Raw genomic sequence first — 14,051 nt, 5'->3', positions numbered from 1 at the left:
GAGAAAAGGAGATGAAATGTCTGCTGGGGATAACGAGGCTCATGTGCTGGCGTTTTTTAAGGCTTGGGAGAAGGGAACTTTCGCAGATCTCTGCGAGGCCTATCGTACATATTTGGCACCGGATGTTCGGTATGAAAATTCCGGAGTTGCGCCGTGCAATGGTATTGAAGAGGCCATCGATCTCATAACTTCCGTCTGCACCCTGCCAGAACTGGATATTCAGACGATCGAGGTCGAGATGTTTCACATAGCGGCGGTCGGCGATGTTGTCTTCACCGAGCGCACGGACTGGCATCGCAACACAAACGGCATTGCAACGCTAGTGCCCAAGATTTGCGGCGTTATGGAATTCAAGAATGGGTTAATTGCTCGCTGGGCTGACTATTTTGATCCAAAGGCTGGTTTTCCGGATACCAAGCTGGAAGAACAGGCGAAGCTTGCCTGATCGGAGTGGTCTCGCTCATTCACGGTTCAAATAAACTGGTATGGCCGAACGCTGATGGCCACCGAGATATTTTTTTCATTGACGGAGGTATTTATGAAAGCACTGGTACTCGGAGCGACAGGCTATGTCGGTTCGGCAGTCGCGCGCACTTTGAAGGAACGCGGCATGCTTGTGCACGGTTTAGCACGAAATGCTGCGAACCGAGAGAAGCTTGAGGCGGCCGGCGTGGTACCGATCGAAGGCAACCTCGAAGACCTCGCCCGACTAACGGAACTATCCCAACCTTTCGACGTGGTAGTCATGGCAGCCATGGTACCGTTCGAAGCAGAAGCGGGCATTATGAGAGCTTTGATTGCGGCCCAAGGACAGTTCCACCGGCATTTGCTCTTTACCTCGGGAACGGGCGTGCTGGCGATTGAGGCCAAAGACGGAGCCTGGAATCAAAACACCTTCGCCGAAGATGATCCCTTCCCCTTTCCCTCACGCTATAATCGCGACATCAGGCTCAAGACGGAAAATCTGGTGCGCGAAGCGTCCTCATCTTCCCTCAGCACCTACGTGATCCGTCCGCCTCTTATTTATGGGAACGGCGCGAGCGTTCAGATCCCACAGATCTTTGAATCAGTTCGAAAAACCGGCGATGCTTGCTATCTCGGCTATGGTCTCAACCTCTATTCCTGCGTCCATGTCGACGATCTCGCTGAGGTATATGCATTGGCTATCGAGAAGGGTACCCCTGGGGCTCTGTATCATGCCGTATCGGGAGAGGCGAACTTCCGGACGATTGCAGAGGCTGTAGCGGAGGTGGCGGGTTGCGGCACACGCTCGCTTTCCTATGAAGAGTCCTGTTCGCTTTGGGGTGGTTTTTGGGTCGATATAGCGCTGGCAGTGAACAGCAGATCAATAGCGAAGCGCACGATCGCGGAACTCGGTTGGGTGCCGCGCCATTTCGATATTATCAGCGATATTCGCTCAGGTTCTTACTTTAGACGATATCGTGAAAGTCCCGAGGGCACCGACCACGCCTTTTCGTGGACAAGTCACGGTTGAATTTGAGGGGGCGTTCCTGCAGCGTAGCAGCTTGCAACGCCCCTTCTGTCGCTTATACTAACGGCTACTGAGTAAAAGAAATAAGGACTTCAGGCGATGCGTAAAAAGGCAGTCATTGCACTCGATGGCGACGGCGTACTTGTAGATTATCACCAGGCTTATCGTGCTGCGTGGGCAAATGCCTTTGGCGCCATTCCTGCTGTGCGCGACCCGCAAGCATACTGGCCTTTGGCTCGTTTTGACGTACGCCGGCTCGCCGGAGAGGAAATGGAACATTTCCGCCGCCAATTCAACGAGGAGTTCTGGTCGACCATTCCGCCGATTCCAGGTGCTGTCGATGCTTGCCATGCACTTGTGGCTGCCGGATTCGAACTGGTTTGCGTGAGTGCCATCGATCCGAATTTCCAGGCTGCCCGGCTACAGAATTTGCGCGAATGTGGCTTCCCAATTAATCACGTTATTGCAACGGCAAATAATGTTACTGATCTAAGCCCAAAGGCGCAGGTATTGCACGAGCTGAAGCCTGTTGCATTTGTCGATGACTATTTGCCGTTCTTGAAGGGAATACCGTCGCAAATTCATGCCGCGCTTATCTTGCGTGAGCCAAATGGAAGTCCAAATGTTGGCGAGGATATGGCCCTTGCGCATTCACGGCATGCCGATCTTGCAGGTTTTGTGGATTGGTGGTTGGCCGGGATTGCTCAGAACGACGAAATCCATCAAAATTATGGCAATGCTTAATAAGAGAACGAGTGGCTAGCTGCTACCGTATTCGCAGTGCCAACTTCAGGAGAGTTCCTGAAGTTGGCCGAAACGAAATAACGGGAGCGCGGTTGCGCTGCGAGCCTTGGCCGGGCTTCAATCAACTTGCATCTATTGCGGCTTTTTCGCAGCAGGCTTATTCCGCCATCTGCACCCCGGCGCCATGCGCCTGCTGGTCGGCATGGTACGAACTGCGCACCATCGCCCCCACGGCCGCATGCACGAAGCCCATCTTGTAGGCTTCTTCCTCGAACATCTTGAAGGTATCCGGATGCACGTAGCGGCGCACCGGCAAGTGATCGCCCGAGGGCATCAGGTACTGGCCGATGGTCAGCATGTCCACATCGTGCGCGCGCAGGTCGCGCATGACCTGCAGGATTTCCTCGTCGGTCTCGCCTAGCCCCAGCATGATGCCGGACTTGGTCGGGGTATCCGGATGCAGTGCCTTGAAGCGCTTTAAGAGGTTCAACGAGTATTCGTAATCGGAGCCCGGGCGCGCTTCCTTGTACAGGCGCGGCACGGTTTCCAGGTTGTGGTTCATGACATCCGGCGGCGCCGCCTTGAGAATTTCCAGGGCGCGGTCCATGCGGCCGCGGAAATCCGGCGTGAGGATTTCGATGCGGGTGTTGGGCGAGAGTTCGCGCACGCGGCGGATGCAGTCGGCGAAGTGGCCGGCGCCGCCGTCGCGCAGGTCGTCGCGGTCCACCGAAGTGATCACCACGTAGTTGAGCTTCAAGGCGGCGATGGTCCTGGCCAGGTTCTCCGGCTCGTTGACGTCGAGCGGGTCCGGGCGGCCATGGCCGACGTCGCAGAACGGGCAACGGCGGGTGCACTTGTCGCCCATGATCATGAAGGTGGCGGTGCCCTTGCCGAAGCACTCGCCGATGTTCGGGCAGGAAGCTTCCTCGCACACGGTCACGAGCTTGTTGGCGCGCAGGATATCCTTGATTTCATAGAAGCGCGTGGTCGGCGAACCGGCCTTGACGCGGATCCAGTCCGGCTTGGGCAGGCGTTCTGCCGGCACGATCTTGATCGGGATGCGCGCAGTCTTGCCTGCGCCTTTCTGTTTTTCGTTCGGGTTGTAGGTCGCTTTGGCTGGCGAATTATCCATGGGCTCTTCCCCTTGTCGCGTGCTCGTCATGGGTCAGTAGTTCAGATGCGCTCGAATACCGCGGCGATGCCTTGGCCGCCGCCGATGCACATGGTAACGAGCGCGTAGCGGCCCTTGATGCGCTCCAGTTCGTACAACGCTTTCACGGTAATGATCGCGCCCGTAGCGCCGATGGGGTGGCCCAGTGCGATGCCTGACCCGTTCGGATTGACGCGGGCTGGATCGAAGCCCAGTTCCCTGGCGACGGCGCAAGCCTGCGCCGCAAATGCTTCGTTGGCCTCAATTACATCAATGTCGTCAATGGTCAGGCCGGCCCTCTGAAGTGCTTTGCGGCTTGCCGGAACCGGGCCGATGCCCATGTGGTTGGGGTCAACTCCAGCGTGGGCGTAAGACACCAGCCGTGCCATCGGCTTGAGCTGACGCTGTTCGGCGACATGGCGCTCGGCAAGCAATAGGGCGGCGGCGCCGTCGTTGATGCCGGAAGCATTGCCGGCGGTGACGGTGCCATTTTCCTTCACAAAGCCGGGGCGCAGTTTGGCAAGGTCTTCCGCCTTGAGCCCATCCCGGAAATGCTCGTCGGTATCGAATACGGTATCGCCCTTGCGGCCCTTGATCGTGATCGGGGCTATCTGGCTGCTGAAATAACCGTTTTTGACTGCGTGACTGGCACGGCGATGACTCTCAAGCGCCAGTGCATCTTGATCGGCGCGGCTAATGCCCCATTTCGCGGCGATGTTTTCAGCCGTAACGCCCATATGGATATTTTCGAAGGGATCGTGCAGCGCGCCTGCCATGAGATCCTGGACCTTGCCGTCGCCCATGCGCATACCCCAGCGTCCGGACGGGAGTAGATAGGCGCCGCGCGACATGCTTTCGGCGCCGCCGCCAATGGCGATATCGGCATCGCCAAGCAGGATGCTTTGGGCAGAACTGATCACCGCCTGCAACCCCGAGCCGCATAGACGGTTGACATTGAACGCCGGCGTGTCCTTCGAGCAGCCGCCGTTCAATGCAGCCACGCGCGAAAGGTAGACGTCCTTCGGTTCGGTCAGGACGACATTGCCGAATGCGACATGGCCAATATCGCTGCCATCCACCTGTGCGCGGGACAGCAGCGCCCGCACCACCTGTGAGGCCATTTCGGTCGGAGGCACGTCCTTGAGCGCGCCGCCAAATGTACCGATGGCGGTGCGAACACCGGCAAGCACTACTACTTCGCGAGTCATGATGTGTTCCCTTTCGAAGAATTCAATAACAGCATTTTGCCTTGACAGCCTATGCCCTGAACATGGTGTTCCAGATAATGTTGCGCTGGATCTCGTTGGCGCCGCCGAATATCGTCGAGGCACGCCAGTAAAGATACTGGGTAGTGCGTCCCGGTGCGGCCAGCGACGCGCCTGCATGCAGCAGCCCACTGTCCTGCGGGGTGAAGCGGGGTGCGGTCTGCAAGCCGAGAATCTCGTTTTCCAGATCGCTTGCACGCAACAGGTACTCGGAACCGCGCACCTTCAAGCCGGATGCGGCGGCGACCAGTGCAGGGCTTTCATCGCTGGCGAGCGTGCGCAAGACCGACCATTCCAGGGCGTTCACGTCGATTTCGAGCCGGGCATGCTTGTGCCTCAGCATGTCCGCGGTCATGCGCGTCAAGCCGTTGTCGATTTCAGCGTCGATCAGGGCGGGAATCCTTGCCAGATAGCGTTTAAGGATGCCGATGTAGGCATTGTGCGTCCGTTCATTCCCGAGCAGGAATTTGGCCTGGGTCCAACCGGCGTTCTCTTCGCCGATCAGGTACTCCGCCGGCACGCGCACATTGTCGAGAAACACTTCGTTGACGCTGTGATCTCCATCGATGGTTTCGATTGGGCGCACCGTCACACCGGGCGCATCCATGGGAACGATGAGCATCGAGAGCCCCGCCTGTGGCTTCACTTGCAGATTGGTGCGAGCCAGGCAAATCATGTAATCGGCGAAGTGGGCTGCTGTCGTCCAGGTTTTCTGGCCGTTCAGGACATAAGCGTCCCCATCCCTGATCGCTTGGGTTTTAAGGCTGGCGAGATCGGAGCCGGCCTGCGGCTCCGAGAATCCCTGGCAGAACCATGCGTCACCTTGCAGAATCGGCTGAAGAAACCGTTCCTTCAGGTGGGAAGAGCCGAAGCGGTAGATGACCGGACCGACCATTGACAGCGCTATCAGGCTGATCTCGGGAGCATTTGCAAGACCGTATTCAAGTTCGAACAGGTAGCGCTGGATCGGCGTCCAGCCCGTGCCACCATACTCCGCAGGCCAGTTTGGCGCTACCCAGCCTTTCTGGTACAGGATATGTTGCCATTCGGCGACGTCCTTGCGTTCGAGGTGAAACCCCTGGGCTTCACGTCGCGCTATTTCTGGCGGAAGACTGTGCTTGAGAAAGGCGCGGACTTCTGCCCGAAACGCTTCGTCATCCTTGGTAAATGCAAGATCCATTGGGCCGCTCCATACTGAATGATGGGCCATTGTAGGAACGCGGCTATTCCCAGGTCTTGATGCGTTGCGACATATAAGCGACTGCTTGCGACCCTGAGACATATTGGGTATCTACGAAAAGTAGATTGATCGAGCAGGCATATGACGCCAATCAGCAAGACGCGGCGCCGACCTCGTTACCATGCAGCGCGCCTGACTTCGTACAGGCGTCGCGGGCAGTGGACTATCTGTCGCAACGCATCAAGACAGTCTCTGTCGCCTCTCCATACAATCAATCCAGCATCAACTTGAGGGCAGTGAACGATGGATTTCCGATTGAGCATGGAGCAGGAAATGTTGCGCGACAGCGCGCGGCGGTATATATCGGCCGAGCAGCTGTTTGAGAACAGGCATAAACGGCTGGCTGAACCTCTGCAGGAAAGCTGGAGGCAGCTGGCCGATTTGGGCTGGCTGGCATTGGCTGTGCCCGAAGTTTGGGGCGGCCTCGGCAGCGGCGTCGAAGATCTCGCCATTGTGGCGGAGGAAATGGGGCGCGGCTTATGCGTCGAACCCTTTATCGGATGCGCAGTCCTCCCCGCCGGGATTCTCAGCCGCTGCAGCAATGCAGCTGCGAAGGAGCTGGAGTTGGCCGGCATTGCGGGTGAAGCAGCTTGCATCGCAGTCGCACTTTATGAAAAAGGCAGTCGATACGATTTGCGTTTCCCGGTGACGCTTGCAAGGCGGATGGGGGATGGATCGTACCGCCTTTCCGGAAGCAAGATCCTCGTCAGCGGAGGTGCCGATGCCGACAAGCTGATTGTCTCCGCCCGGATCGAACAGAATGGAAGCGGTCAGGATGGGCTGGCTTTGTTCCTGTTGGACGCCCGTCTGGCCGGCATCCAGCAGCACGCGTACCGGACGATCGATGACGGCAGTGTGGCCGATTTCACTTTTGAAGACGTCGCGCTTCCCGCAGATGCATTGCTGGAGGGGTCGGAGGGGGCGCTGGCTTGCCTCGAGGATGCAATCGACGAAGCTATCCTGTGCCTGTGTGCAGACGCCTTGGGCGGCATGGAGAAAGTGATGGAGCTGACTTGCGAATATCTGAAGATACGCACTCAGTTCGGACGGCCGCTGGCCGATTTCCAAGCATTGCAGCATAGCATGGCAGAGATGTTCATCGAAACATCGGACGCACGGTCGATGCTGCATCGGGCGATCGCTTCCTTTTCCGCGCCAGGCGATGAGCGGCGCAAGGCGGTATCAGCATGCAAGGTCAAGTTGATGGAATCGGCCAAGTCGGTTGCCGGCACTGCGGTGCATCTGCATGGCGGCATCGGTGTAACCGGCGAGTATCCGGTCGGGCATTATCTGCGGCGCGTAATCGTTTCCGAAAGAATTTTCGGCGATAACGCATATCACATGGAACGCTTTTTAGGTAAATGACATGAACCACAATAACGACAATGTCGGCGTGGGCGCGGTGCGCGAAGCGCTGCGCTTTGATGAAGCCAGGCTCGAGGAATGGATGCTGCGGCACATCGAAGGATTTTCCGGGCCGCTCTCCGTCCAGCAATTCCAGGGCGGGCAGTCGAATCCGACCTATAAGCTCAATGCCCCTGACCGTGCTTATGTGATGCGCCGCAAGCCGCCTGGCGATATCCTGAAGGGGGCGCATGCGGTGGACCGCGAATATCGCGTGATCTCGGCATTGCAATCTGCCGGATTTCCGGTCCCTCGCGTATATGGCTTGTGCACCGATGCATCTGTCATCGGCACCGAATTCTATGTGATGGACATGGTCGAGGGGCGCGTCTTCTGGAATCCGCGCTTTCCGGAAGTCCCGCGTGGCGAGCGCGCCGCTTATTTCGATGCGATGAATGCCACGATTGCGCAACTCCATACGGTGGACTATGCGGCAATCGGACTGGCTGACTATGGACGCAGTGGAAATTATTTCGAACGGCAGATCGCCCGTTGGTCGCGCCAGTATATGGAAGATGAACTGGCGGGGCGCAATCCGCATATGGACCGTCTGGTTGAATGGTTGCCGGAAAATATCCCAAGTGGCAATGACACTGCAATCGTGCATGGCGATTTCCGTTGCGACAACATGATTTTCCATCCGACGGAACCCCGGGTGTTGGCGGTCCTCGACTGGGAATTGTCCACGCTGGGCCATCCGCTGGCCGATTTTGCCTATCATGCAATGATGTACCGGTTGCCGCCGACGATCATGTCGGGATTGAAGGGCGAAGATTTGCCGTCCCTGGGACTTCCCTCCGAGGAGCAATTCGTCGAGGCTTATTGCCGCCGCACAGGGCGTGACGGCATTCCGGGCTATGACTTCTATATCGCGTTCAACATGTTCCGCTTTGCTGCGATCCTGCATGGCATCCGCGGCCGCCAGATCCGCGGCAATGCATCCTCGGCGAAGGCAAAGGAATTGTCGAGCAAATTCGAACCCCTGGCGCAGTTGGCCTGGGAGCAGGCGGAAATCGCCATGACTTGCTGACATAACGAAGGAAGAAATCCCATGAATATGTTTGAAAGCAGCGCAAGGGCGCGTGCACTAGCAGAGAAAGTTTCCAGATTCATCCTCGAGGAAGTCATTCCGTACGAGAAGGACCCGCGCAACCATGGCCACGGGCCGACTGAAGATCTGGTACGCGAACTGCGCGCCAAAGCGCAGGCGGCCGGCCTGATAGCGCCGCAGCTGTCGGAGGAATGGGGCGGCCATGGCCTGAGCCACAGGGAAACCGCGACGGTATTTCGTGCGGCGGGCTACTCGCCACTGGGGCCGGTAGCGATGAATGTCATGGCGCCTGATGAAGGCAATATGCATTTGCTGGAGAGGGTCGCGACCGCCGAGCAGAAGCAGCGTTTCCTGCGGCCGCTGGCTGCGGGAACAGTGCGCTCCGCATTCCTGATGACGGAGCCCGAAGGCGGCGCGGGTTCTGATCCGTCCATGCTGAAGACCGTGGCTACCCGCCATGGCGATGACTGGGTCATCTCTGGCCGAAAATGGCTGATTACCGGCGCGCAAGGGGCGGGAATCGGCATCATCATGGCGAGGACCGGTGAGAATGCCACCATGTTCCTGGTTGATATGGATACACCCGGCATCCGTATCGAGCGCATCCTTGACACAATCGACAATTCCATGCCGGGCGGCCATGCCGTCATGAATCTGGATGAAGTGCGGGTGCCTGCCAGCCAGATTCTGGGAGAGGTGGACCAGGGATTCAAGTATGCGCAGGTACGCCTTGCACCCGCCCGCCTTACCCACTGCATGCGCTGGTGGGGTACCGCCAAGCGTGCGCACGATATCGCTGCCCGTTATGCCTGTACCCGCCATGCATTCGGCAAGCCGCTGGTGGACCATGAAGGCGTCGGTTTCATGCTTGCCGATAATGAGATCGACCTGAAGCAGGCGGAACTGATGATTGACTGGTGCGCCTCGGTGCTGGACCAGGGAAGCCTGGGCACCGCTGAATCGAGCATGGCAAAGGTGGCGGTGTCGGAAGCCCTGTTCCGGGTCGCGGACCGCTGCGTGCAGGTGCTCGGCGGCATGGGGGTGACCCGGGATACCGTGGTCGAGCAGGCGTTCCGAGAGATTCGCGCCTTCCGCATTTATGACGGCCCATCCGAGGTGCATCGCTGGTCGCTTGCGAAAGGCGTCAAGCATCGCTACAAGGACAGCACGGCTGGCACAGCCAAACAAGCCTGACATAAATCTCTTTGAAAGGATAATCCATGCTGACAGCCAATTTGGCAGGGCGTACCGCGCTTGTCACGGGCGCATCGAGCGGATTCGGCGCCCACTTCGCTCGCGTTCTCGCCCGTGCTGGGGCAAAGGTCGTCGTTGCCGCACGGCGGGTTGACGCTCTCGAAAAACTGGTCGCGGAAATCCGCGATACGGGTGGGGCAGCGCAAGCCGTCGCGCTGGATGTAACCGATCCTGCGAAGGTCGAGGCGGTTATCGGGTCCCTCGAAGCGGTTGACATCCTGGTCAATAATGCAGGCGTGACCCTGAGCAAGCCGTTCGCTGCGCAAACTCCGGAAGACTGGGATTTCGTGATCGGCACCAACCTGCGCGGAGCGGCCTTGGTAGCGATGGCTGCCGCAAGAAAGATGAAAGCGACTGGCGGCAGTATCATCAATATCGCTTCTATCCTGGGCCTGCGGCAGGCGGGGCAACTCTCTGCCTATGCAGTATCGAAAGCAGGTGTGATTCAGTTGACGAAGTCGATGGCGTTGGACTTGGCGCGTGATCGTATACGGGTCAACGCGCTTGCGCCAGGCTATTTCGATACCGAACTGAACCATGATTTTTTCCAGAGCGATGCCGGCCAGACGTTGATCAAACGGGTGCCTTTCCGCCGCCTCGGAAAGCTCGAAGACCTGGACGGGCCGCTGTTGCTTCTTGCATCGGATGCGTCGCAGTACATGACTGGTTCGGTGATTGCAGTCGATGGCGGTCACCTCGTCAGTTCACTTTAAGAAGCGAACAGGCGGCAAGTTGGGGTGTGAGCCGTTCATCAAAACTGGTCGGCTCACTGCGTACTTGAAGAACAAGCGCGTGCGGCCTTTCCCCGCTTCGCCCCTCGATCGCTGCAATCGATCGCGAAGAATGTCTCCTCCTTTCTTCGGAAGGGTTTTCCCCCCGCGTATAGTCGCGGGGGATTTTTCTCGATCGTGATGAGTAGTCTCCTTTTATCCTGAACCATGAGCACCATTTTCGGTAACATGCCACGCCAGATTAAAAAGCTCCTTGTGGCCAACCGTTCTGAGATCGCGATCCGCGTGATGCGCGCCTCGGCCGAACTTGGCATCCGCACCGTCGCAATCTACGCCGCCGAAGACCGCTTCGCGCTGCACCGCTTCAAGGCTGACGAGAGCTACTTGGTGGGGGCAGGCAAGAAGCCGATTGCCGCCTACCTGGACATCGACGATATCCTGCGTATCGCGAAAGAAGCGCAGGTCGATGCGATCCACCCTGGCTATGGCTTCCTGTCGGAGAATCCTGATTTCGCCGATGCCTGCGCCAGGAATGGCATCCTGTTCATTGGGCCGCGGCCGGACGTGATGCGCACCCTCGGCAACAAGGTCGCCGCACGCAACGCGGCGCTTGCAGCCGGTGTGCCGGTGATGCCGGCCACCACGCCGCTGCCGCGCGATCTCGACCAGGTGCAGGCGATGGCCCGGGACGTCGGTTACCCGCTGATGCTCAAGGCCAGCTGGGGTGGCGGCGGGCGCGGCATGCGCGTGATCGAATCGGAAGCCGACCTGGCTAGCCAGCTTGACGTCGCCCGCCGCGAAGCGGCAGCCGCCTTTGGCAATGACGAAATGTACCTGGAAAAGCTGGTGCAGCGCGCGCGCCATGTCGAAGTCCAGCTCTTGGGGGACACTCATGGCAACCTGGTGCACCTGTACGAGCGCGACTGCTCGGTGCAGCGGCGCAACCAGAAAGTGGTGGAGCGCGCGCCCGCCCCGTATCTCGACGATACCACTAGGCAATCGCTGTGCGACGCAGCGCTGCGCCTGGGCCGGGCGGTCAACTATACCCATGCGGGCACCGTCGAATTCCTGATGGATGCCGATACCGGCGCCTTCTATTTTATTGAGGTGAATCCACGCATTCAGGTCGAACACACGGTGACCGAGCAGGTGACCGGCATCGATATCGTCAAGGCGCAGATCCGCATCACCGAAGGCGCGGCAATCGGTGAAGGCCAGCCGCATCCGGCAGGCGTGCCGGCGCAGGCCGGCATCCGCCTGAACGGCCATGCGCTGCAATGCCGGATCACCACCGAAGACCCGGAAAACAACTTCACGCCTGACTACGGCCGCATCACCGCGTACCGCAGCGCGTCAGGTTTCGGCATTCGCCTCGACGGCGGCACCGCCTATTCCGGTGCGGTGATCACCCCGTACTACGATTCGCTCCTGGTGAAGGTGATCGCCTGGGCGCCGACGGCCGGGGAAGCTGCCGCGCGCATGGACCGGGCGTTGCGGGAATTCCGCATCCGCGGCGTGTCCAGCAACCTGCCGTTCCTGGAAAACGTCATCAACCACCCGCTGTTTTTGTCCGGCGAATGTACCACCCGCTTCATCGATGCCACGCCGGAACTGACCCGGTTCGAAAAGCGCCGCGACCGCGCCACGCGCCTGTTGCGCTTCATCGGTGAAGTGACCGTCAACGGCAACCCGGAAATGCAGGGCCGGCAGCCGATTGCTGCAGGCCTGCTGCCACCGCAATTGCCTGTTGCAACCCAACAGGCAATTGCGACCGGCACGCGTGACAAACTGCGGGAACTGGGCGCCGAGAAATTCGCGCAGTGGATGAAGGAAGAGAAACGGGTCTTGCTGACCGATACCACGATGCGCGATGCGCACCAGTCGCTGTTCGCGACCCGCATGCGTACCGCCGACATGACCGCGATCGCTCCCTACTATGCAGGGATGCTGCCCAATCTGTTCTCGCTGGAATGCTGGGGCGGCGCCACCTTCGATGTCGCGATGCGCTTCCTGAAGGAAGACCCGTGGGAGCGCCTGGCGCGCCTCCGCGAGCAGGTGCCGAATATCTTGTTCCAGATGCTGCTGCGCGCGTCCAATGCGGTTGGCTACACCAATTATCCGGACAACGTGGTGAAGCACTTCGTCGAGCAGGCGGCCAAAGGCGGCATCGACCTGTTCCGGGTGTTCGATTCGCTCAACAGCGTCGACAACATGCGGGTCGCCATCGATGCAGTGCGCGACACCGGCGCGCTGTGCGAGGCGGCGATCTGCTATACCGGCGACTTGCTCGATCCCGCCCGGCCGAAGTATGACTTGAAGTACTACGTCGCGATGGCGAAAGAGCTGGAGAAAGCCGGCGCGAACATCATCGGCATCAAGGACATGGCCGGGGTATGCAAGCCGGCCGCGGCCCGGGCACTGATCCAGGCGCTCAAGGGAGAAGTCGGCCTGCCGATCCACTTCCATACCCACGACACCAGTGGCATTGCCGCCGCTTCCGTGCTGGCTGCGATCGATGCCGGCTGCGACGCGGTCGATGGCGCGATGGATGCGATGAGCGGGCTGACGTCGCAGCCGAACCTGGGGTCGATTGCCGCCGCGCTGGCAGGCAGCGCCCGCGATCCCGGCCTGGACCGGAATGCGCTGTTTGCCATATCGCAATACTGGGAAGGGGTGCGTCGCGCCTATGCGCCGTTCGAAGCCGATATCCGTTCCGGCACCTCGGACGTGTACCGGCATGAAATGCCGGGCGGGCAGTACACCAACCTGCGCGAGCAGGCGCGGGCGATGGGCATCGCGCACCGCTGGGGCGAGGTCGCGCAGGCGTATGCGGACGTGAACCGCTTGTTCGGCGATATCGTGAAGGTCACGCCGACGTCCAAGGTGGTGGGCGACATGGCGCTGTTCATGGTGGCCAACGACCTGACACCGGAAGACGTACGGAACCCGGAGAAGGAAATCGCCTTTCCGGAATCGGTGATTTCACTGTTCCGGGGCGAGCTGGGTTTTCCTCCGGACGGCTTCCCGAAAGATCTGGAAAGGAAGGTATTGAAGGGAGAAAAGCCGTTGGATGGGCGGCCGGGAGCGAGTTTGCCGCCGGTCGATCTGGCGCAGGCCAGGGCGGAAGCGGAGCAAAAGGTGGGGCGCAGCCTCAGCGAGCAAGAGCTGGCGTCCTGGCTGATGTACCCGAAAGTGTTCTGCGAATATGCAACGCACCGGGAGGAATATGGCGACGTGAGCGTGCTGCCGACGCCGGTGTTCTTCGGTGGTTTGCCGGAAAACCGTGAGATCGCAGTCGATATCGACCAGGGCAAGACGCTGGTGATCCGTTTGCTTGGGCAGGCGGAGCTTGAGGATGAAGCGGAAAACAAGCTGTTTTTCGAGCTGAACGGCCAATCCCGCCTGATCCGCGTGGCGCGTGCCGGTGCGGCGCAGAAGGCAGGTCAGCTGCAGGCGCAAGACGGCAATCCGCGCCATGTGGGCGCACCGATGCCGGGCATGGTGGTGATGGTGGCGGCAAAGCCGGGGCAGCAGGTGAAGAAGGGCGACCCGCTGCTGTCGCTGGAGGCAATGAAGATGGAAACCGTGCTGCGCGCCGAGCGCGACGCGGTCGTGGACAAGGTCCATGTGCAGGCAGGCGCGGTGGTCGCGGCAAAGGATCTGCTCCTGGAACTTGCGAATTAAGGGTGCAGCACAATGAGATCAAATATCAGTGAAGGA

Annotated in this window: 11 protein-coding genes; 8 read left to right on the top strand and 3 right to left on the bottom strand. The window is 59.5% G+C overall.

Annotation, left to right across the window (positions count from 1 at the left end; genetic code table 11):
• The first annotated feature begins 16 nt into the window (after nt 1-16).
• The 3 genes from D3878_RS06840 (at nt 17) to D3878_RS06830 (ending at nt 2,236) form a co-directional block, all read left to right on the top strand.
• Nucleotides 17-445 (top strand): limonene-1,2-epoxide hydrolase family protein, encoded by a 429-nt coding sequence (locus D3878_RS06840; protein WP_119784782.1) that lies wholly within the window; start codon nt 17-19, stop codon nt 443-445.
• Nucleotides 446-538: 93 nt separating this feature from the next.
• Nucleotides 539-1,495 (top strand): NAD-dependent epimerase/dehydratase family protein, encoded by a 957-nt coding sequence (locus tag D3878_RS06835; RefSeq protein ID WP_158592199.1) that lies wholly within the window; start codon nt 539-541, stop codon nt 1,493-1,495.
• A gap of 96 nt (nt 1,496-1,591) precedes the next feature.
• On the top strand, nt 1,592-2,236 hold the full coding sequence (locus D3878_RS06830; RefSeq protein ID WP_119784780.1) for an HAD family hydrolase: 645 nt from the start codon (nt 1,592-1,594) through the stop codon (nt 2,234-2,236).
• 157 nt (nt 2,237-2,393) lie between these two features.
• Here the strand turns inward: D3878_RS06830 and lipA are convergent, their stop codons facing one another.
• From lipA to D3878_RS06815, 3 genes are read right to left on the bottom strand one after another with little or no spacing between them, the layout of a single operon-like run.
• Nucleotides 2,394-3,368 carry a lipoyl synthase gene (gene lipA, locus D3878_RS06825; protein WP_119784779.1) on the bottom strand — a complete coding sequence of 325 codons (975 nt, stop codon included), beginning with the start codon at nt 3,366-3,368 and terminating at the stop codon, nt 2,394-2,396.
• A gap of 41 nt (nt 3,369-3,409) precedes the next feature.
• Nucleotides 3,410-4,594, bottom strand: a complete 1,185-nt coding sequence (gene bktB / locus D3878_RS06820) for a beta-ketothiolase BktB (protein WP_119784778.1) — start codon at nt 4,592-4,594, stop codon at nt 3,410-3,412.
• Nucleotides 4,595-4,643: 49 nt separating this feature from the next.
• Nucleotides 4,644-5,831, bottom strand: coding sequence for an acyl-CoA dehydrogenase family protein (locus D3878_RS06815; protein ID WP_119784777.1), 1,188 nt, complete (start codon nt 5,829-5,831; stop codon nt 4,644-4,646).
• 303 nt (nt 5,832-6,134) lie between these two features.
• Between D3878_RS06815 and D3878_RS06810 the strand changes: the two genes are divergently transcribed.
• The 5 genes from D3878_RS06810 to D3878_RS06790 all read left to right on the top strand — a co-directional run bounded on the left by D3878_RS06810 (nt 6,135) and on the right by D3878_RS06790 (nt 14,015).
• The gene (locus D3878_RS06810; RefSeq protein WP_119784776.1) at nt 6,135-7,256 is read left to right on the top strand and encodes an acyl-CoA dehydrogenase family protein; all 1,122 of its coding nucleotides are present in this window, start codon (nt 6,135-6,137) and stop codon (nt 7,254-7,256) included.
• 1 nt (nt 7,257) lies between these two features.
• Nucleotides 7,258-8,325, top strand: coding sequence for a phosphotransferase (locus D3878_RS06805; protein WP_119784775.1), 1,068 nt, complete (start codon nt 7,258-7,260; stop codon nt 8,323-8,325).
• Between the two features lie 27 nt (nt 8,326-8,352).
• The gene (locus D3878_RS06800; RefSeq protein WP_119787749.1) at nt 8,353-9,540 is read left to right on the top strand and encodes an acyl-CoA dehydrogenase family protein; all 1,188 of its coding nucleotides are present in this window, start codon (nt 8,353-8,355) and stop codon (nt 9,538-9,540) included.
• Nucleotides 9,541-9,566: 26 nt separating this feature from the next.
• Nucleotides 9,567-10,313, top strand: a complete 747-nt coding sequence (locus D3878_RS06795) for a glucose 1-dehydrogenase (RefSeq protein ID WP_119784774.1) — start codon at nt 9,567-9,569, stop codon at nt 10,311-10,313.
• 225 nt (nt 10,314-10,538) lie between these two features.
• The gene (locus tag D3878_RS06790) at nt 10,539-14,015 is read left to right on the top strand and encodes a pyruvate carboxylase (RefSeq protein ID WP_233556256.1); all 3,477 of its coding nucleotides are present in this window, start codon (nt 10,539-10,541) and stop codon (nt 14,013-14,015) included.
• Nucleotides 14,016-14,051 lie beyond the last annotated feature (36 nt).

The sequence above is a fragment of the Noviherbaspirillum sedimenti genome (genome assembly GCF_003590835.1).
Classification (GTDB): Bacteria; Pseudomonadota; Gammaproteobacteria; order Burkholderiales; family Burkholderiaceae_D; genus Paucimonas; species Paucimonas sedimenti.
The sequence above is the reverse complement of the archived record's forward strand: the minus strand, read 5'-3'. Positions and strand labels throughout refer to the sequence as shown.